At 31.4% G+C, this 20,178-nt stretch carries 21 protein-coding genes; 17 read left to right on the top strand and 4 right to left on the bottom strand.

The features are described from left to right. Positions 1-17: 17 nt before the first annotated feature. Entirely contained in the window at positions 18-494 is a 477-nt protein-coding gene (locus TD29_RS09825; RefSeq protein ID WP_040280382.1) for a hypothetical protein, read from the top strand. Between the two features lie 144 nt (positions 495-638). Here TD29_RS09825 and TD29_RS09820 read toward each other — a convergent pair whose 3' ends face one another. Genes TD29_RS09820 through TD29_RS09805 form a run of 4 tightly spaced genes read right to left on the bottom strand, consistent with a single transcriptional unit; the run spans position 639 to position 4,421 of the window. Then, entirely contained in the window at positions 639-1,376 is a 738-nt protein-coding gene (locus tag TD29_RS09820) for a Bax inhibitor-1/YccA family protein (protein WP_040280381.1), read from the bottom strand. A gap of 12 nt (positions 1,377-1,388) precedes the next feature. Then, on the bottom strand, positions 1,389-2,261 hold the full coding sequence (locus TD29_RS09815; protein WP_040280380.1) for an outer membrane beta-barrel protein: 873 nt from the start codon (positions 2,259-2,261) through the stop codon (positions 1,389-1,391). A 58-nt stretch (positions 2,262-2,319) separates the two neighbouring features. After that, entirely contained in the window at positions 2,320-3,447 is a 1,128-nt protein-coding gene (locus TD29_RS09810; RefSeq protein ID WP_040280379.1) for a glycosyltransferase, read from the bottom strand. Then, positions 3,444-4,421 (bottom strand): lysylphosphatidylglycerol synthase domain-containing protein, encoded by a 978-nt coding sequence (locus TD29_RS09805; RefSeq protein WP_040280377.1) that lies wholly within the window; start codon positions 4,419-4,421, stop codon positions 3,444-3,446. The genes TD29_RS09810 and TD29_RS09805 overlap by 4 nt, the downstream gene beginning before the upstream one ends. A 54-nt stretch (positions 4,422-4,475) precedes the next feature. Here TD29_RS09805 and TD29_RS09800 point away from each other — a divergent pair, with 54 nt between their 5' ends. The 16 genes from TD29_RS09800 (at position 4,476) to TD29_RS09730 (ending at position 20,056) form a co-directional block, all read left to right on the top strand. Then, positions 4,476-5,108 carry an outer membrane beta-barrel protein gene (locus TD29_RS09800; protein ID WP_040280712.1) on the top strand — a complete coding sequence of 211 codons (633 nt, stop codon included), beginning with the start codon at positions 4,476-4,478 and terminating at the stop codon, positions 5,106-5,108. A gap of 3 nt (positions 5,109-5,111) precedes the next feature. Beyond that, the gene (ruvC, locus tag TD29_RS09795) at positions 5,112-5,666 is read left to right on the top strand and encodes a crossover junction endodeoxyribonuclease RuvC (RefSeq protein WP_040280375.1); all 555 of its coding nucleotides are present in this window, start codon (positions 5,112-5,114) and stop codon (positions 5,664-5,666) included. Positions 5,667-5,689: 23 nt separating this feature from the next. Further along, positions 5,690-7,411, top strand: a complete 1,722-nt coding sequence (locus tag TD29_RS09790; RefSeq protein ID WP_084203438.1) for a hypothetical protein — start codon at positions 5,690-5,692, stop codon at positions 7,409-7,411. Further along, positions 7,411-8,574: a radical SAM family heme chaperone HemW gene (gene hemW, locus TD29_RS09785; protein ID WP_040280372.1), complete on the top strand. Its 1,164-nt coding sequence runs from the start codon at positions 7,411-7,413 to the stop codon at positions 8,572-8,574. Before TD29_RS09790 ends, hemW begins: the two co-directional genes overlap by 1 nt. Further along, entirely contained in the window at positions 8,571-9,320 is a 750-nt protein-coding gene (locus tag TD29_RS09780) for a cyclase family protein (protein WP_040280371.1), read from the top strand. Before hemW ends, TD29_RS09780 begins: the two co-directional genes overlap by 4 nt. Before the next feature lie 103 nt (positions 9,321-9,423). Continuing rightward, positions 9,424-10,035, top strand: coding sequence for a DUF4230 domain-containing protein (locus TD29_RS09775; protein WP_040280370.1), 612 nt, complete (start codon positions 9,424-9,426; stop codon positions 10,033-10,035). A 167-nt stretch (positions 10,036-10,202) separates the two neighbouring features. Beyond that, positions 10,203-10,373 carry a GNAT family N-acetyltransferase gene (locus tag TD29_RS18225; protein WP_084203437.1) on the top strand — a complete coding sequence of 57 codons (171 nt, stop codon included), beginning with the start codon at positions 10,203-10,205 and terminating at the stop codon, positions 10,371-10,373. Between the two features lie 56 nt (positions 10,374-10,429). Next, complete coding sequence (locus tag TD29_RS09770; protein ID WP_040280369.1) at positions 10,430-10,789, top strand: MmcQ/YjbR family DNA-binding protein; 360 nt, start codon at positions 10,430-10,432, stop codon at positions 10,787-10,789. A 566-nt stretch (positions 10,790-11,355) separates the two neighbouring features. Beyond that, positions 11,356-11,766 (top strand): response regulator, encoded by a 411-nt coding sequence (locus TD29_RS09765; RefSeq protein ID WP_040280367.1) that lies wholly within the window; start codon positions 11,356-11,358, stop codon positions 11,764-11,766. Continuing rightward, a complete protein-coding gene (locus TD29_RS09760) occupies positions 11,766-12,305 on the top strand; it encodes a heme NO-binding domain-containing protein (protein ID WP_040280365.1) in 540 nt (179 codons plus the stop codon). The genes TD29_RS09765 and TD29_RS09760 overlap by 1 nt, the downstream gene beginning before the upstream one ends. Further along, entirely contained in the window at positions 12,305-13,906 is a 1,602-nt protein-coding gene (locus tag TD29_RS09755) for a PAS domain-containing sensor histidine kinase (protein ID WP_040280364.1), read from the top strand. Before TD29_RS09760 ends, TD29_RS09755 begins: the two co-directional genes overlap by 1 nt. A gap of 4 nt (positions 13,907-13,910) precedes the next feature. Further along, positions 13,911-15,044 (top strand): FIST signal transduction protein, encoded by a 1,134-nt coding sequence (locus TD29_RS09750; RefSeq protein WP_040280363.1) that lies wholly within the window; start codon positions 13,911-13,913, stop codon positions 15,042-15,044. Beyond that, complete coding sequence (locus TD29_RS09745; RefSeq protein WP_040280362.1) at positions 15,044-16,096, top strand: sensor histidine kinase; 1,053 nt, start codon at positions 15,044-15,046, stop codon at positions 16,094-16,096. Before TD29_RS09750 ends, TD29_RS09745 begins: the two co-directional genes overlap by 1 nt. A gap of 1 nt (position 16,097) precedes the next feature. After that, positions 16,098-16,415, top strand: a complete 318-nt coding sequence (locus tag TD29_RS09740) for a hypothetical protein (RefSeq protein ID WP_040280361.1) — start codon at positions 16,098-16,100, stop codon at positions 16,413-16,415. 9 nt (positions 16,416-16,424) lie between these two features. Beyond that, the gene (locus tag TD29_RS09735; RefSeq protein WP_040280360.1) at positions 16,425-17,141 is read left to right on the top strand and encodes a LytR/AlgR family response regulator transcription factor; all 717 of its coding nucleotides are present in this window, start codon (positions 16,425-16,427) and stop codon (positions 17,139-17,141) included. Positions 17,142-17,458: 317 nt separating this feature from the next. Beyond that, positions 17,459-20,056, top strand: coding sequence for a T9SS type A sorting domain-containing protein (locus TD29_RS09730; protein ID WP_040280359.1), 2,598 nt, complete (start codon positions 17,459-17,461; stop codon positions 20,054-20,056). The last annotated feature ends 122 nt before the right edge of the window (positions 20,057-20,178 follow it).

Below are 20,178 nucleotides of genomic sequence, written 5' to 3'. Positions count from 1 at the left end.
GTTTCAGTTGTACTGTTATGAACCGCATATTTGCTTTTTTAATCTTAGTGACGTTCTCCTCTTGCGATTTTTTCGAAAAGAAGAAAGTATATTCAAATGATATTTTAGAAGAAGAACTTCAAGCTTTCAACTGGAATGATGTTGATGAGTATCCTTCATTTGAAACTTGCGATAGCACTTTAATCAAAGCAAGTAAAAAAGCCTGTTTTGAAAGTACATTACGCCAAATTCTTAATCAAAATCTAGCCAAATACGAGATTATCGTTTCCGAAGAAATTCATGATACAGTACAACTTAAAATCACAATTGATAGTCAAGGCACGTTTGTGATTAACGATATTATTAGTCATGAAGCTACGCGTTTTGAAATACCGCAATTAGATAGTTTACTTCGGAAAAGTTTAGATTCATTACCAATTATTTATCCAGCCATTAAGCGAAGTCAACAAGTGAAAACGCAGTTTATGTTTCCTGTAATTATTGAGATTGAATAGCGTTTTGAATTCTACTGGAAACATTAATAATTAGAACTGTTGTCATTTCGACAAAGCGAAGCATGAACGAGGAGAAATCTCATGATTATAAGAAGGTAATGTTTTTTATTAAGTGCATTGCATTGAGCTTCCAAAGTGGCATAACTAAAACCGAATAGCAAACTTTTGCATTAATCGTAAGGTTTCAACGTACAACCAAATTAAAGTTGCCAAAAGTCCCCAAGTGGCAAGCCACTCTTTCCATTTAGGCGCTCTATTTTTTTGTCGTTCTATATGATCAAAATCAAGAAGTAAAGAAAATGAAGCGACAATTGCAGCTATACAGTTAAAAGTTATAGCAAACCATGAGGTTCCCCAGATGTAGGTGTTAATTCCGAAGAAACCTAAAATCCAAGAGATTACATACACCACAAAAATACTAGCTGCAGACGTAATAATTACACTTCTCAGTTTTTTTGTAACCGCTATAATTCGGGTTTGATACAGTAGGAGCATTACCAAAAACGTGATAATAGTTACACCTATGGCTTGATAGGGTAACTCAGGGTAATGTTTATGTGCGTATGCTGAAAATCCGCCTAAAAAAACACCTTTTGCAATTGTATACAACGGAACAAGAACTGGAGCCCAATGAAGACGTACAGAAATAATAATGCTAATAATTATGGCTGCTAACATACCTCCAAGTGTAAACCATTTCATTGGCATGCCTGCTTCATTAAGTTTCCATAAATAAGCAGTAATTGCAGCAATAACTAAAATACAACCAAGAGATTTAAAGAAAATACCAGACACAGTCATCTTTTTTGAAGACGATGGAGGGTTGTCCCAAAAATACCCTGTAAACACAGGATTATTAGTTTTGTAATTTGATAATTTCACATGGTATGTGTTCTATAAGTTAAACTTGTAACCTATTGTGAAGTCTTGTGAAAAGTTACCTTGATTGTCTAAAAGTATTGCAAATAGTTCGTTATAAGCGAGTGTGATATAGCTGTTGTTTGTGAGTCTAATATCTGCTCCTACACCAAAAATAAATGGCACATCAAATGCCGTTTGGCTAAAGTCTTGTGTGGTAATAACGTCATCTATAGTTGTAACTACTTTAGCTGTAGTGAAATTTAGAGTTGCAAATTTTACATTTCCGTAGAGACTAAAAGCCGCTTTATTAATAACTCTAAAACGATAACCCAACGCTATTTCTGTAGTAGAATATTGTAATTCGTCTTGCTCTAACACATGTTTTGCTTGTAAAAAAACAGCGTGTCTAGAAATTTGATTAACATCTAAAATTTCTAATTCTCCACCAAACTGAGGTGTTGTTAAGTTATCAGGATTAGTAATAAACGGACTGTTTGTAAGACCTCCAAAAACGCCAAGTCTAAATTGTAATTTGTTTCTAACTGCTGTGCTTTGATAATTAGAATCTGAATTACTATTGTAGGTATCAATAAATTCTTTTAGGCTAAAAAGAGTGAGGTTTAAACGCTTAGTAGATAGGGTTTCACTTGTTAATTCGTTTAAAAGTGTTTTATATTCCTCTTGAAATTTGCCATCTATTTTTGTGTTTTTCAACTCAATGATATTATCGCTTACCGTTTTTACAAAATAACGATACTTGCCGTCAATGACATTCCATAATAGGTCGAGTTTGCCATCAACTTCGGTTTTTAATTCAAAACGTTCTCCATTAATATAGTGGACTTCTTGAGCTTCGGTGAAAGAAAAACTCATGATTAAGCAAAATAAAACAACTATTTTTTTCATTACAATTACGGATTTGGATTTAGTAAATCTAGCAAAAATAATTGATAGTCCACACCAACTATTTCTTAAAGGATCTACCTTTCCATTTGTAACTAGAGAAAATAGATATGAAGGTCACATAAATACTAAAAAAAGGATAGATAAAGCAAGATAAAATATAAGAAGATAAATATTGAGCTTGGTTAAAAAACCGAGCAGATTTAAATAGTAATAGAAAATCTATTAAAAACTTAATAGCACAAGTGTAAACGAGTGTTTTTAAAGTTAAAAGTTGAGCAACATACAATAATGGAAAGCACACCAAAAGTCCATTCATTAATACAACTATTATAGCAGTAATTTTGCTAAATATACTATTGTAATTAGAGGTTTTTGCAGCCCATCTAACGCGTTGCGATTTTAGATTGTTAAAGGTTAATTCAGGTGTCGTGGATACAACAATAGCATCATTTTTTACGTAGTGTACACTGTTTTTGTCTCTTTTAATTATTTTTTCTAGTAAAAAAATATCATCTCCACTTGATATATGTGAATTCCCTTCAAAACCCTTAACAGTATTAAAAATATCTTTTTGGTAAGCCAAATTTGCACCATTACATAAAAACGGTTTATGTATCCCAAAACTACCTATAGTTACACCTTGTAAACTTAAAATATCTAACAGTTGAAATCGTTTAAAAAAAGTATCTACTCCAGTAAAAGTCACAGGTGCAATTAACAGTTTAGGGTTATGATGTTGTATGTAGTTGTCAAAACCATCTAGCCAATATTTTGATAGAATACAATCTGCATCTGTAGTTACAATCCAAGGGTATTTTGATTGACGAATAGCTGTAGTTATCGCATCTTTTTTAGGAGATGATGTTTTTCTAACATTTTTTACTACGGAAATATCAACGTTGAGCTCCTGTAGTGAGCTGGAAGAAATTGTTTCAATAGAATTATCTTCAGAGTCATCATCAACTAAAATGATTTCATACAATGACTTTGGATAATTTAATTTTGAAATAGATGCTAGTAAAGCAGGAAGATGATCGGCTTCATTTCTAAAAGGAATAATCACCGAAAATTTTGTTTTTGGAGAAATGTCTTCCAATTTAAAATCGTTCACTTTGTCAAAGCCATAAACAAAACTCCCAATTAACACGAGGTATAAAAAAGTAATTATAAATACAAGGGTAATCATAACGTGTTATCTGTTTTTGGAAGATTAAAATTTAACACATAATAACTGCCAAAGATACTTGGTAAAACAAAATTAAGCAACCACATAACCATTATTATACTAAGTATAGTTAGCTCATTTACATCAATAATTGAAAATAAATACACGGCAACACTTCCTTTTATAATCACATCAAAAATAAAGATTGACGGTATTATAGAAGATAATATGTACATACTTGTTATGACCATCATAGCTTGTAAATACAAGATGTCAACTCCAAAAATAATTAACAACATGTAAAATTGAAATGAAAACATCAAATACCGCAACATAGATAATCCAAATGCAGTTAATTGAATTTTAAACGGTAGATCTCTAAAAAATGATTTCAATTTTTCTATAGATAACCCTTTAATTTTAAATGTGTTTTGCCGAAATCCTAAAAAAGCAAAACCAATAATCACAACAACGATAAATAGAACTCTAGACATTTTAAAATAGTTTATATCTAAGTTATATGTGGAGTGCATCACATATAAACCAATACAGCCAAAAATCACTGTAATCGTCATTTGCATCATGTTGCCAATTAAATTAAGGAGCATGACTTTTTTTCGCAGGTCAGTTTTGAAATACATAGCCTTAGCGCCATATTCTCCAATTCGGTTTGGTGTAAATAACGATGCGGTTAAAGCACCTAAACTTTGTTCTAACGCTGTTTTAAAAGAAATAGTAGTTAAAAAACTCACTAAATTTTTCCATTTTAATATTTCAAAAAACCAGTTAAAAATGGATAAAAAGAGTAAAATGCTGATGTTTTTAAATGAAAACACATCATTTTTATTTAAAAAGTGTATAAAATCATGAAAGTCTAAATCGTCATTGTGAGTTAATTTATGGTATATAAAATAAAAAGCACCAACAACAATGCTTAATTTAATAAGTACAAAAAAGAATTGTTTAGTTTTGTATGGAAGACCACCAAAATTCATAGATTAATTATGTGTATTTGGTATTTTGTCCACAAATTAAACCATTATAATGATATGACCTCAAATAACAGACTTCAAAACATTAGTATTTTAATAATTGCAATATTATGTTTTTCATTTAGTCATTCTCAAAAAGCTACAAATGAAATCAAAGCACAAATTGCTATTGGTGTTAATAGTCCGTCGCAATCAGGATTTGTAGATGGTTTTCAAGCGAAGTCTATTAACTTTCCAACTGTAAATTTGGGTGTTCAATACATGTTTAAGCGTCAATTGGGAGGAAAACTAGATTTTGGATTTAATCGTTTTTCTAGTGATGATAACTCTGTTGAGTTTAAAGCCAACTATACAAGAATTAATGCGCAATTGGTTTATGATCCAACCGAGTCTATTACCTTTTTGCCTCCTAGAATGGGGATAGTAACTCACGCAGGACCAGGTTATACTTTTGTAAAACCGTTAGGTGATTTTGGGGAAAATAAAAACTCATTTTTAAATTTAATGGCAGGTTTTGAGGTGCATTATGCCATGAGTGAATACATGTCATTATATACAGATGTTTCTTATATAGCAGGACTTGGAGGTGATTTTGATCCCATTACAGAAGGCTTTGGGTCGTTTAATGGAAACCTAATGACTATTACCTTCGGAATTTCATTTTCACTCAGTGGATGTCAATATTGCTAATTAATGAGCCAAGAAAAAATTATATTAGGTATTGATCCAGGAACAACGATCATGGGTTTTGGACTCATAAAAGTAACCGGAAAAAAAATGGAGTTTTTACAACTCAATGAGCTGGATTTAAAAAAGTATAAAGACCATTACTTAAAGTTAAAACTCATTTTTGAACGTACTATAGAATTGATTGATACGCATCATCCAGATGAAATAGCAATTGAAGCTCCTTTTTTTGGTAAAAACGTACAAAGTATGCTTAAATTAGGGCGTGCTCAAGGTGTTGCTATGGCAGCAGGCTTATCTCGTGAGGTTCCAATTACTGAGTACGCACCCAAAAAAATTAAAATGGCAATTACAGGTAGTGGAAATGCTAGTAAAGAACAAGTGGCAAAAATGCTACAAGGTATGTTAGGCTTAAAAACGTTACCAAAAAATCTAGATTCTATGGATGGTCTTGCTGCAGCAGTATGTCATTTTTATAATCAAGGTCGTGTTGAGGTTGGTAAAAGTTACTCGGGTTGGAGTGCTTTTGTAAAACAGAATGAAGATCGCGTAAAAAAATAGTTTTAGTTAATTGTTAAGATGTCATGAAATATTTTCCTATTCTATGTGTATTCCTTTTGATGTCATGTACATCTTTTTTAAGTGATGAAGATTTACAATTGGAGTTTAATACAGCGTATGAGGATAAAGATTGGGAACGCTCAAAAACACTAATCAATGAAATTATAGAAAGAGACACAATTCAAATTGAAAATTATTTAACACGAGCCTTAATTTCTTCACATCAAAAAAAACGAAATAATTTTGACATCATTAACGATTTAAACGTGTATTTAAACGCATTTCCAGAGGATGATGTGATTAAGGTATTTAGATTTCAAACTTACTATTTAAATAATCAGTTAGATGAGGCTTTACAAGGTGTAAATGAGTTAATTAAAATAAAAGGAAAAAATGCATATCTATTAGCTTGGAAAGGGAATATCGCTTTCGCATCAAAGAAATTTAAAATTGCAGAACAAGCTTATAAAGAACGTTTAGCTTTAAACGGTAGTTATGAAGATTTAAAAAACACTTATTACTATTGGGTGTTTTCAAAACATTTTGGAGGCGAAACTGAAAGCGCACTTTGGGAGACGGCAGCTCTAGAAGATAGAGGTTTTGAGCCTAACCATGCCTTGTTAAAACAAATAGAAAATAACGAATTGGTATTTGAAGACTTAGCCATATTTGTTGTGCCTAATGCAAAATTAGAAGATATTAGTGTTGCAATTACAAACCAATGTATTGAACTCGATATTTTTGAAGATAAAGGCTATCATAAATCGGCATTATTAAGTCAATATTTTTATTTAGAAAAACAAGACCATCTAGAATCCTTATTAAGTCAAAAAGATGAGATATATTCTTTAAACTTGAGTTATTCTAAAATAACAAAACTCCCAGAAGCCTTATTTCAATTTAAAAATCTAGAATATTTAAACCTTTCTGGAAACCGATTTAAAGACAATGAGCAATTATTTGATGATCTGGCAAAATTTCCTAATCTAAAAATCTTAGAACTCGATAGGTGTTATTTAAGAACATTACCCGATAATATCAATAAGTTAAGTAATCTACTCATGTTAAGTATGACATTCAATGATTTTAGAGTATTAAATGAAAATTTAGGAGCACTTATCAACTTAAAATATTTAAACATAGGTAGTAATGGTAAGTTAAGAGATTTACCAAAATCTATAGGTCAATTACGTTGTCTTCAAATGCTCAATGTTTCACCTAATGGTTTAACACGATTAAGAGATGAGCTAGCTTCATGCAGCGCGTTAGTTAGTATTGTTGGTAATGCAGGCACAATAAAAACGCTACCAGAACAGATAGACAGATTAATTAATTTGAAATACATTAATCTTGCAGCAAATAAAATAAATGAACTTCCATATTATTTTGGCGAGCTCTCTAGTTTAGAACATATATCATTAGGAAATAATGATATTAAAACCTTACCAAAATCGTTTTCTAAGCTTCATGATTTAAACTTTTGTGGTTTAGCTTTTAATAGATTCAAAACCTTTCCTGAGGAGGTTCTCGGTTTAGAAAACCTACAGAGTTTGTGGCTTCATAATAATAGTTTTACCACAATACCAAAAACGGTTGCAAGTTTGCCGCAACTCACACACTTGTTGGTAGATCATGAGGTGATTTCAGATGAAAACATCACTACACTTCAAACTTTAAATCCAAAACTTTTTGTGGTAAAAGAAGATACGCGTCAATATGTAAAAGGACCTAAACGTAAAAACTAATGAGTGGCATTTACATACATATTCCGTTTTGCAAACAAGCTTGTCATTATTGTGACTTTCATTTTTCAACCTCGTTAAAAAAGAGAGATGAACTTGTAAATGCACTAGCAAAAGAATTATCTCTTCGGAAATTTGAGTTTAAAACCACCATCGTCGAAACCATTTATTTTGGAGGCGGAACACCGTCGCTCTTAACAATAAAAGAATTAGACTTTTTAATTCAGCAGGTATATGCAAATTATAACGTTTCCGAAGCACCAGAAATTACACTAGAAGCCAATCCTGATGATTTAATAAAAGCAGAGCAATCTGTCAAAATAGACTCGGGATCTATTTTTGAAGCGTACAAAAATATAGGTATTAACCGACTTTCAATAGGCATTCAATCTTTTTTTGAAGACGATTTAAAACTCATGAATCGAGCGCATAATGCGAAAGAAGCAAAAGCCTGTTTAGACGAAGCAACGCAGTATTTTGATAATATTTCAATAGATCTTATTTATGGGATTCCAGGATTATCAAACCAACAATGGCAACAAAATATTGATTTGGCTTTAAGTTTTGGGATTCCGCATATTTCTAGTTATGCATTAACTGTAGAGCCCAAAACGGCTCTCGAGAGTTTTATAAAAAAAGGGATTATTGCAAATGTTGATGATGATTTGGCGCACGAGCAATTTCATATATTGGTAGATGCTTTAGAGGCTCATGATTTTGTACATTATGAGTTGTCTAATTTTGGTAAGCACGAGTTTTTTAGTAAAAATAATTCGGCCTATTGGCAAGGGAAGCCTTATTTAGGTATAGGGCCATCTGCACATTCTTTCGTCAGGAATGAGCGTAGTTGGAATGTTCGAAATAATTCAAAATATATCACTGCAATTGAAGCTGGCACATGTCCGAAGGAAACAGAAATATTAAGCGTAACCGATAGTTATAACGAATATATAATGACAGGTTTGCGAACCGTTTGGGGAGTTTCATTGGTAAAAGTAGAAACTCAATATGGATTGGAGTACAAAAAATATCTTTTGAAGCAATCTCAAACTTTTATAAATCAACAATTATTGTATATTGAAGATGAAAAGCTATTGGTCACCAAAAAAGGAAAATTTTTGTGTGATGGGATCGCTTCACAACTCTTTAAAATAAACGAACATTGATTGCAACTATCCAATACAACTCTAGAAAACTTCAAATAGATTTTACGAAACCCCTTGATATTTCGATACCATTACGTGCCTCAAAATCAAATGTAAATGCATGGTATATTGATGAGCCAACAATAGAACCGGTTAAATTTGATGACAACGTTATGCGTGTGGCCGAAGGTGCTGCTGTGAATTTTAATACTATAAATTTTAATCCGCATGGACACGGTACACACACCGAATGTGTTGGTCATATCACCGAAGAATTTCACTCTGTAAATAAAAATTTAAAGCAGTATTTCTTTTTAGCAGAAGTTATAACTGTGGCTCCAGAAGTTTTAAAAGGAGATACTGTAATCTCAAAAGCGCAATTACAATTTGCATTAGGAAACAAAAAAAGAGATGCCGTTGTAATACGAACAATACCTAATACTAAAGATAAATTATCACACCAATATTCAAATACAAATTGGACATACTTACAAGAAGATGCCGTTGCTTTTTTAGTAAAAAAAGGAATTAAACATTTGCTTATAGATTTGCCAAGTATAGATAAAGAAGAGGATGGAGGCGATTTGAAGGCTCATAAAATATTTTGGAATTTCAACGGTAAACTACGAAAAAGAGCTACCATCACAGAGCTTATTTATGTGCCAAATCATGTTAGTGATGGTGAGTACTTTTTAAACCTACAAATAGCCCCTTTTGAGAATGATGCTTCACCTAGCAAACCTATTTTGTATAAAGTTTTAGATTAATTAAAGTATGATTTTTTCTTCGGAAATATCTATAATCCAAAGTATGGCTTAAATTTTGAATACCAGTTCCTAAACATACAATATTGTATAGAAATAACTTACCATGGACACATTTTTTATAATCATATTAAGCATTTTGGTCACCTTAGGTATTGTGACAATTGTGAAACAATTTAGGCTCAAAAAACAAACCAATTCACAATCGGTAATATTATTAGACAAAATAAAGAGAGTCTGTAAATTTATTACCGTTGAAGGTGATTTTGCAGAAATTTACCATTATGAAGATGTAAAAGAACGTTTTTTGAAACTCATCTCCAGTAAAAAGAAAGCGCTAGTCGTTATCAATGCCAAAGCACATGTAGGTTTTGATTTGTCTAAAATACAAATGGATTCTAATGTAAAAACAAAAACAGTAACCTTGTTTCACTTTCCGCAACCCGAAGTCTTGAGTATAGAAACAGATTTGAATTATTATGACAAGTCTGATGGCATGTTTAATAAATTTGAAGCCTCAGATCTTACAGAATTGCACAATGAGGCCAAACTTCATATTATGAATAAAGTTCCAGAAAGTGGGCTTTACGAAATTGCGAAAAAAGAAGCTCTAGACTCCGTTTTACTTATAGAAACTATTGTAGAAACTATAGGTTGGAAATTGGATTATACAGCTTTGCAAATAGAAGATAATGTGCCTAAAAAATTTAAAAACTGATGGTGATATCAAATGTTCAATCTCGTTTAGATATTGAAGTAATTTATGCATTTTTAACACCATCGTATTAGGTAAAGGGTCGTGCTAAAAAAGAGATTTAAACCTCAGTTAATCGCTGTTATTATTTTGGAGATTATATAGGGTATAAGTAATTAGAAGCTGCATGCATGGTTACAGATTATGTGATTTTACCTTATATTATGGATGTGTTTATTCTTACAGAGCATAGAGGCAAAGGATACGCTAAGCAGTTAATGAAGGCTATTAACGAAGAGCCAAGACTAAAGCGATGTAAGGTTTTAATGTTTAAGATTATAGATGCACATAATTTGTACTAGCATTTGGGTTATATTTAATTAAAATATCTAGAAAAAGTTAAGGAAAGACGCTTATAATGAATATAGAAGACTACAGAAATTATTGCTTAAATAAAAAAGGCGTTACCGAGCATTTTCCATTTGATAATGATACCCTTGTTTTTAAAGTTTGTAATAAAATGTTTGCGCTTACATCTTTAAAACGATGGGAAAATGGCGACGCATTTATAAATTTAAAATGTGATCCAGACTATGCGCAAGAACTAAGAGCACAATTCGACAGTGTTAAACCAGGTTATCATATGCATAAGAAGCATTGGAACAGTGTGTATGTGCTCACAGGTGAGCTATCTCCTAAACTAATTATAGATTTAATAGATCACTCTTATTACCTGGTTGTTAGTGGTTTGCCTAAGAAATTGAGAGAACAAATTTAAGGCTTCAATCTCTAGTTTTCGTTTGTAGAAAGATAATTGCCATGCAACATACGATTTCGACCACTCGTCGAAAAAAGCTAAATTCCTTTAAAGTAAATTTTAATTTTGACGTAGTTAATCTATTTATCCCTCAGATTTAAAACTAAGAATTACAAGGTGTTGTGATTCTAATTTTTAAATAAAAAAAGTTCTAAAAATAATAATATATCGTAATGTTTATGCGTTAAGATGACGAATGAAAGTTATTAGGTTTTCTTAATCAAAGTGTATTATAATTTCGATTAAAATTTATTATAAAAATTAGCGTATTTCTAATGTAAGTTGGTCAGTGTCAATTCACTATTAAAAATGTTAGAACAGTAGATTTTACCGTTTATCGATGATATTGTTAATACGTCGATTAGTAAGGTTAAAAAAGCTCTGTAGCCTATGTGAATACAGTAATTTTACCGTTCGTCGATAGTAAATTGCTATCCACCTAAACTAAAGTACGCTCAAACGAAATCTAATTAGATTTAATGGATTTCAAGGTAATTTTGAATTTGAAAAGTAAACAAGACACAATTATGAGTAAGCTAAATATTTTATTAATTGAAGATGATATGATAGAGGTTATGAAACTTAACAGGGCAGTTTCATCGTTAAAACTTCAACATAATATCGTAGAAGCAAATAATGGTGAAGATGCTTTAAAAGTTTTAGAGCAAAAAGATAAACTACCAGATGTTATTTTGTTGGATTTAAATATGCCTAAAATAAACGGTATTGAGTTTTTAAAAATATTAAAGAGTGACGACCGATTAAAATATATTCCTACTATAATATTAACGACATCAAGTAATAAAAGAGATTTGTTGGCCTGTTTTGAGATAGGTATAGCTGGTTATGTGCTAAAACCATTAAAATATGATGATTATGTTTTTAAAATTGAAAAATTATTATCATATTGGAGCATGAATGAGTTAATAACAGCATAGTGAAAGGAATAATATTTACAGAATTCTTAGATTTAGTTGAAGAAAAATTTGGTTTAGGAATGGTTGATGAAATCATCAACCAATCAAATTTAGAGTCAAACGGTGTCTATACTTCCGTTGGTACTTATGAGTTTTCTGAAATGTTACAATTAATTACACATCTAAGTGAAAACACTAGTATTTCTGTAGATGATTTATTAATAGTGTATTCTGAGCACCTTTTTAAAGCCTTAATTAAATCTCATCCTAATTTAGTGGAACACTACAAAGACCCACTAGATCTATTAGCTTCTATAGAAAATCATATACACGTAGAAGTACAAAAAATTTATCCTGAAGCACAATTACCAACATTTATTTTAGAAGAAAAAACCAACACCAAACTGGTCTTGGTGTACAAATCTGAAAAAGCATTGTATATGTTAGGTAAAGGGCTTATGTTAGAAACCTTTAAGCTATTTAAAACTCCAGTTGATATTAAGTTTGAAAAACTAAATGACTCAGGTAGTGAAGTTAGATTCTTTATAGAAAAGATATAATGGAGCAAGGGCTAAAGGACGAGATAGAAATTTACAAAAGAGCCCTAAAAAGGGAGAAAGCAGCAAGAAAAGCTGCTGAAGAAATATTGGAGCAAAAGTCTACCGAATTATATGATTTAACTCAAGAACTAAAACAAGCAAATTCTAAACTTCAAAAAACAGTAAAAGAACAAACCACAGAACTTCAAGGTGTGTTCGAAAACATTATTGATGCTTATATTGTAATGGATTTATGGGGCAATGTTCTTAAAATGAACGAAGCTGCTATAAGTTTGTTAGGCTATAATAATTCTAATAACGATTTTAATTTATTTGCCATTGCAGATAAAGACGAAGTTGAAAATGTGATGAGTACGTTTGAAGTGCTGATGTCTGAAGGTTCAGTAACAGATTTTAAAGTAAAATTAAACACAAAATTTGGAAAACAAATTATCGCTCAGGTAAACGCTAGTGTTATTATAGACGAAAATAATAAAGCGATTGCTGCCCAAGGTATCATTAGAGATGTCACTTTCGAAAACAAATATAGGCAAGCCATAGAGGTAGAAAAGCAAAAATACAGCCGTATTATAGCTAATATGCATCTAGGGTTAATTGAACTAGATAAGGAGGAAAAAATCATGATGGCTAACTATAGCTTTTGTGAAATGGCAGGTTATACCGAAGAAGAACTTATAGGTCAAGTAGGAAAAGAATTACTTCCAGCAGAGGAAGACAAGGAACTCGTGCATGAAAAAAACATTGAAAGAAAAAACGGAAGAAGTAATGCGTACGGGGCTAGAGTAAAAAAGAAAAACGGTGATATAAGATATTGGCTAATAAGTGGTGCTCCTAATTATGATTTAAACGGAAATATTATTGGTTCAATAGGTATTACTTTTGATATCACAGATTTAAAAAATCTTCAACTCCAAAAAGAAGGATTATTAAAAACCTTAGAAACCAGAAACAATGAACTACATGAGTATGCACATATTGTTTCTCACGATTTAAAATCACCTTTAAGAAGTATAAACGCATTAGTAAGTTGGTTAAAAGAAGATAATAAAACCATTTTAGATGAGGTTAGTATGCAAAATTTTGCACATATAGAAACGACCTTAGAAAAAATGGAGCAGCTTATTACAGATATTTTAGCGTACTCAAGTGCTGGCTCTGAAGATAAAGAAAAGGCAGAAGTAGACTTAGATGTTCTAATCACTGATTTAGTTAAAATTTTATACGTACCAGAACATATTACGGTATCTATAAATACTAAGTTACCCGTAGTAAAAGGAGACCAAACCAAATTGCAACAACTGTTTCAAAACCTAATTAGTAACGCTGTAAAATTTATAGATAAACCAGAAGGTAAAATTGATATAAATGTTAAGGAATTACCGAGTTATTATGAATTTTCAGTTGCAGATAACGGCATCGGAATTGATAATAAATTTCACGATAAAATATTTAAGATTTTTCATTCATTAAAGAAAAGTAAAGATTCAACAGGTATTGGTTTATCAATAGTTAAAAAAATTGTTGATCTGCATGAAGGAGAAGTCTGGCTAGAAAGTCAAGTTGATTTAGGTACTACATTTTACTTCACTATAAAGAAATAGCTATATGAAAACAGTTCAGTTAATTAAGCACAAAAATGAAAATTGGAAGTATTTATCTAAAAAATTGGACTTAATTGAGCCTTTAATATTGGTTTTTGGCAATCGCTATCTATTAGAAGAACAAAATGTTTATACAGATTTAAAAGAGAAATTTCCAGATGCTCATATTGTATTTGGTTCTACTAGTGGAGATATTACAGCTTATTTTGTAACTGATGACAGCGTTGTTGCTACCGCTATAGAATTTGAAAAAACAAAATTTGAGATTAAAACGAGTAATGTTTTAAATTCAGATTTAGACAGTTTTGTAACTGGTGAAAATTTAATTAATCAGTTTACAAAAGAAGGATTAAAGCATGTTTTTGTAATTTCCGAAGGAAGTTTTATAAACGGAAGTGAGCTTACCAAAGGGATGAATGCAGCTGCCAAAAATAAAATATTAATAACAGGTGGTCTTTGTGGTGATGATGCACGTTTTGAGAAAACATTAGCAGCTTACAATGAAAATCCAAAGCCAGGCGAAATTGTCGCCATTGGGTTTTACGGAGAAACGTTTGAAGCCTCTTTTGCTATACATGGTGGTTGGTCACCTTTTGGTCCAGAACGCGTGGTCACAAAATCAAAGTCAAATGTTTTGTATGAACTCGACGGTCAACCTGCTCTAGATTTATATAAACAGTATTTAGGAGAAAAATCAAAAGAGTTACCAGGCGCAGCATTATTGTATCCCTTAAATGTGAAAACAGAACAAGAGAAACAATCCTATGTACGTACTATTTTAAATATTGAAGAAGATACTAATGCTATGATCTTAGCTGGTGATATACCAGTGAATTCTAAGGTTCAGTTAATGATGACAAATATTGATAATATTGCAAATGCATCAGAATTAGCAGCATCTCAGGCTAAAGACATTAGAAAAAATGAACCACAATTAGCTATCTTGGTTAGTTGTATTGGTCGTAAACTTGTTTTAGATCAACGTATTGAAGAAGAAATAGAAGAAGTTGTATCTGTTATAGGTGATGACGTTACTGTGTGTGGGTTATATTCTTATGGCGAAATTGCACCATTCAATTCTGAAATCAACTGTCAGTTACACAATCAAACGATGACCATAACTTTAATCAGCGAATAATGTCTTCTTTATTAAATCGACAAATAAAAAAATTTTTAAGTAAAGATGTAGCCGAAAGTAAGTTATTGGTTGATTTTTTAGATGCCGTAAAGCGATCCTATACTAATTTTGAAGAGCAATACATAATGCAACAACGTGCTATGTCTATTAGTTCAGAAGAATTATTTGCGGCAAATAAACAGTTAAGAGAAGAAGCTGATTCTCAAAAAAAAGTTATCGATAAATTAAGACGTGTCGTTAATACTATTACAGATTCTAACTCTAAAGATGACATTGCCATAACTCTAGATAAAGATCTAGATGAATTAAAACTAATTGAATTAATAGACAATCAAACCAAGGAGATTGTAAAAATTAATAAGCAACGAGAAACACTCTTGGCAGAATTAGAACATCAAAATCAAGAATTAAGTGATTATGCGCATATGGTTTCTCATGATTTAAAATCACCTTTACGCAGTATAGAGACCTTAACAACATGGCTAGGAGAGGATTATAAAGATTCATTTGATGATAATGGTAATAATACTTTAAACCTTATAAAGTCAAACGTAGAAAAAATGGATGGTCTCATTACAGGAATCCTAGAATACTCTACAATTGGTAAAAGTAAAATAGAATCTTATAATGTTGATTTAAATAACTTATTAGATAATATTCTCAATATCATTCATATTCCCGACCATGTTTCTATAAAACGATCAAATTTACCAACCGTTTCTGGAGACAAATATAGATTACAACAGTTATTTCAAAATTTAATATCAAATGGTATTAAATATAATGACAAAGAAGCTGGCGAAATTGAAATAGGAGTGACCGAAAAGGGTGAATTTTGGGAGTTTTATATTAAGGATAATGGTATTGGTATAGAAGAAGTTTATTTTGAGAAAATTTTTAAAACTTTCGAAAAACTTGAAAACACTGTTGATTCAACCGGTATTGGACTTTCAATTGTTAAAAAAATAGTTGATCTATATGGAGGAGAAATTTGGTTAACTTCAAAAGTTAACCAAGGAACAGTTTTTTATTTTACCCTAAAAAAACAATAAAATGGAACAACCTAATCTATCTTATATACACAGCATGTCTGGTGGAGACGAAGCTTTTGAAAAGCAGTTAATAGACATTATTAAAGTAGAGTTCCCTGAAGAGAAAAAAGTGTATTTTAAAAACATGGCAGAAAACAACAATAAACTTTCTGTAGATATCGTTCATAAACTTAAGCATAAAATTAGTATTTTAGGCCTTGAGAAAAGTTATGATGTCGCTGTACAATTCGAAAATAATTTAATAGAAGGCAGTACAGAGCTGCAAGACGAATTTGAATTAATACTTGCTACAATGACCGACTTTTTAGAACAGTTTTAAAAAACATGTATGAATTGTATTATTATAGATGATGAAGCTACAGCAAGAGCTATTATTAGGCAGTTGTGTTCTAATGTAGATAGTTTAAATGTTTTAGAAGAATTTCCTAATGCAATGCAAGCTATAAAATACCTCAACCAAAATGAGATCGATTTAGTTTTTTTAGATATTCATATGCCAGACTTTACAGGCTTTGATTTTATTCAAACTATAAAAAATCCACCTAAAACTATTTTAACTACCTCAGATCCTAAATTTGCAATTCAAGCTTTTGAATACGATTGTATTGTAGATTACTTAGTGAAACCAATCACTCCTGAGCGTTTTCAAAAAGCCATTTTAAAAGCAGAGTCTTCAAAAGTAACTACATCAGCAGTCGAAGTGCCATCAGTAGAAAAAGTTGAGGGAAGTTCAGGTAATGATTTGTATGTTAATATCGACAGACGTTTAATTAAAATAGATATACCAAGTATTTATTTGGTAGAAGCAAAAGGCGATTATATTCTAGTAAAAACCGAAGATATCAACTATACTGTACACTCTACACTTAAAAAAATAGAAGAAAAACTACCCGACGATTTATTCTTAAAAGTGCATCGTTCATATATCATTAATGTAGATAAAATTATTGATATTGAAGATAATAGTGTGCTTATTAAAAAAGATGTTATTCCTGTAAGTCGCTCTAATCGTCCAGAGTTAATGAAACGACTTAATTTACTTTAATTTCCAACCGTCGAGCATGCTTGTGTTTTAAAAACTTGAGAACATAGCGAACAAAAAACGATATTACACTGTAATTTATTATCCATATCTGTCAGCAATATGAGTTAGATTATATTTCTAGGACTATTGATTAACAGCTACGTTATAGCGGTGAAAAGAAATTTTATTTTTGCCTTTTTTATTAGATAAATGTATTGTGTTACCGCTCGTCGACACTAAATTGTAATCTAACGTGGCAAGCTAAGTGCCAAACGAAAAATTAAAAATAAAAGCATCTTATCAGGTAATTTTGTCTCAGAATTAAACACCAAATCAAGATGAAAGCACTTTACACTTTTAAAAATTATTTATTATTTTTTGTTTTAACCTTATGTGGTTCAGCAACTCAAGCGCAAGATATTCCATTTAACTGCGACTATAACGCTTATTTATTTCAGCATAATGATGTTTATGCTATTGACTTAGCATCAGGTAACTCTTATCAAGTAGCAGAAGATGTAACTCCTGGTGATATTAATGCAACAGCTTATAATCCTGCTGATGGTTTTATTTGGGGATCTTTAAAAACTCCAACAAAATCTATAGTTAGAATTGGTAAAAACTTTACTACAACCACTTATACCATTGACGAGTTGCCAACAAGTAATAGGTATGTTGGTGATGTTAGTTCTACAGGAATTTATTACTTAAAATCAAGTGGTACTACTTACTATAAAATTGATTTAAACCCAGAGTCTGAAAATTACACAAAGTTCCAAGCTTCAGGAACATTATCGCAAAGTCTAAGCATACATGATTGGGCTTTTAATGCAGTTGATGGTATGTTATATGCTGTTACAAAAAACTCTAATACTCTATACCGCATTGATCCTTCCAACGGAAATGTGCTAGCTATAGGTGAAGTGCCAATATTATCAGGTTTAAGCTATACGTATGGTGCTGTCTATTTTGATTTGTCAGGACGTTTCTATGTATCGGCTAACGAAACCGGAACAATCTATGTTATTCAAAGTGTTCAAAATTTAGCGGCAAACGATCCAATAGACTCAAATTTATTTGCTTTTGGACCTTCAAGTTCTAGTAATGATGGTGCTCGTTGTCCTACGGCTCCAGTATTACAAGAAATTTGTGATAATGGTATTGATGATGATGGTGATGGTTTAATAGATTGTCTAGATCCTTCGTGTTCAGGTTTTGGTGAGTGTGCAGTTATTGTTCCACCAACAACAGGTAGTAATGATGGAGGTTTAGAGAGTAACAATAGACTCTCAGAGCAAATCAACGCACGTAATTTTAATCGAGCAAAAAACAGCTATTCATTTAACAGGCAAACGGCAAGACGTGTAACAAAAAACGTGAGTTATGCACAACGTAATGCGAATTCAGAAATTACTTTAGAAGACTTTATTCCCTTAGATATTATTAATGAAGATGAAGTAATTGATGCGTCACCTTCAGACTTAGTGAGCATTACCAATGCAACAGATATTTATGGCGTAGATTACTTAAAAGATAATACACCTGTAGCTTCTATTCTAGCTATTAAAACAGAAAATGGAGTGTATGAGCACACAAAATACATTTGTGATCGTCTCTTAGGTGCAGAGTTGATTTCTGTAAATACAATTAATATTAACGAACAAACATTTATAAAGTCTATTATAAAAAATGCAGATGGTACTTATGAATTTGTTTTAAGTTTATCTGCTAAAATAATTAATAACGAAGAAAACTTTGCAATTGAAAGTCACTGGAATTTAGATCAATACGAGCAAGATGTGGCTTTTTATAATTTTCAAATATGGTCAAATTCTGTAGATGATTTATACACTCTTGGTCAAGAAGTTTTAAATTTATTAGATGCTCAAAAAACAATTACAGCTTATAATAACTCAAATCCTCCAACAGTTTTTGTTAGAAAAGGGAAATACATCAATGGGTCACTTGATTTGCAAATCATTAATACCAATGCTACAGAAAACGTAACCTTTGATGCAGGTTTTAGATCTACTGAAACGAGTGACTTTGGAGCTCTTAACTCTACAATAAATCTTAATGAAGACTACATCACAAACCTAGAATTAGAAACCGGAAACTTATTTGATATCGGATTTAGAATTGGTGATGGTATCGCAACACCAGACGATCTATTTATGTCTGATGGTCCTTGGGGAATTGATGATAATCAAGCAGATACTACAATAGATACTTATGCTATAATGCTAAATGATTTCACATTTGATCCAAACGATTTTCCAATTGAGCGTAATGTGGTTTTAAAAGCAACAACCAGTAGTTATGTTGCAGCTTATAGAGCTTTAACACCAAGATTTAAAGCAGTAGACTTAAGTGAATATAACAGTTTGAAATTTAGCGCAAAAGGAACAGGGAATTTAGAGGTAACTTTTGTAAAAGCAAGTATTTCTAATTGGGAAGACCAATACAAAACGACTATTGCCTTGAGTAACGCTTCACAAAACTATGTGTTGCCAATAGCAAACTTTCAATCTGTAAATGGCTCTGGTGTATCATTAGATGATGTTGTAACAGTTGTATTTACAATGGTAAGTGAAGATGGTTCTACCACTACTAAGGAATTAACGTTAGAAAACTTGCGTTTGTCTCAAGACACTTTATCTGTAGATGATTTATCTCAAGACACAACACCTCTTAGTGCAGTACCAAACCCAATGACATCTGCAACAACGATACAGTTTTCAACAAATCAAACAGAAACAGTACAATTAGTAATCTATGATCAATTGGGTAAAGTGGTGTATCAAACAACACATAGAGCAACACCTGGTTCAAATGACATTAAACTAAACAGAAATAATTTGAGTGCTGGTATCTATTTTTGTAAAATTATAAGTCAAAACATTGTTTATAGTCCCTTGAAATTAATAGCTAGATAATCCCTAATTATCAATGGCTGCTTAAAATGTTTCGCAACGAGAATTGCAATATGTATTTTAAGTTAAAGGCAAAAGCGAAAGCTTTTGCCTTTTTTATTTGAGTTTAGTGAATTACAATTACA

Source organism: Psychroserpens damuponensis, assembly GCF_000826655.1.
GTDB lineage: Bacteria > Bacteroidota > Bacteroidia > Flavobacteriales > Flavobacteriaceae > Psychroserpens > Psychroserpens damuponensis.
The sequence above is the reverse complement of the archived record's forward strand: the minus strand, read 5'-3'. Positions and strand labels throughout refer to the sequence as shown.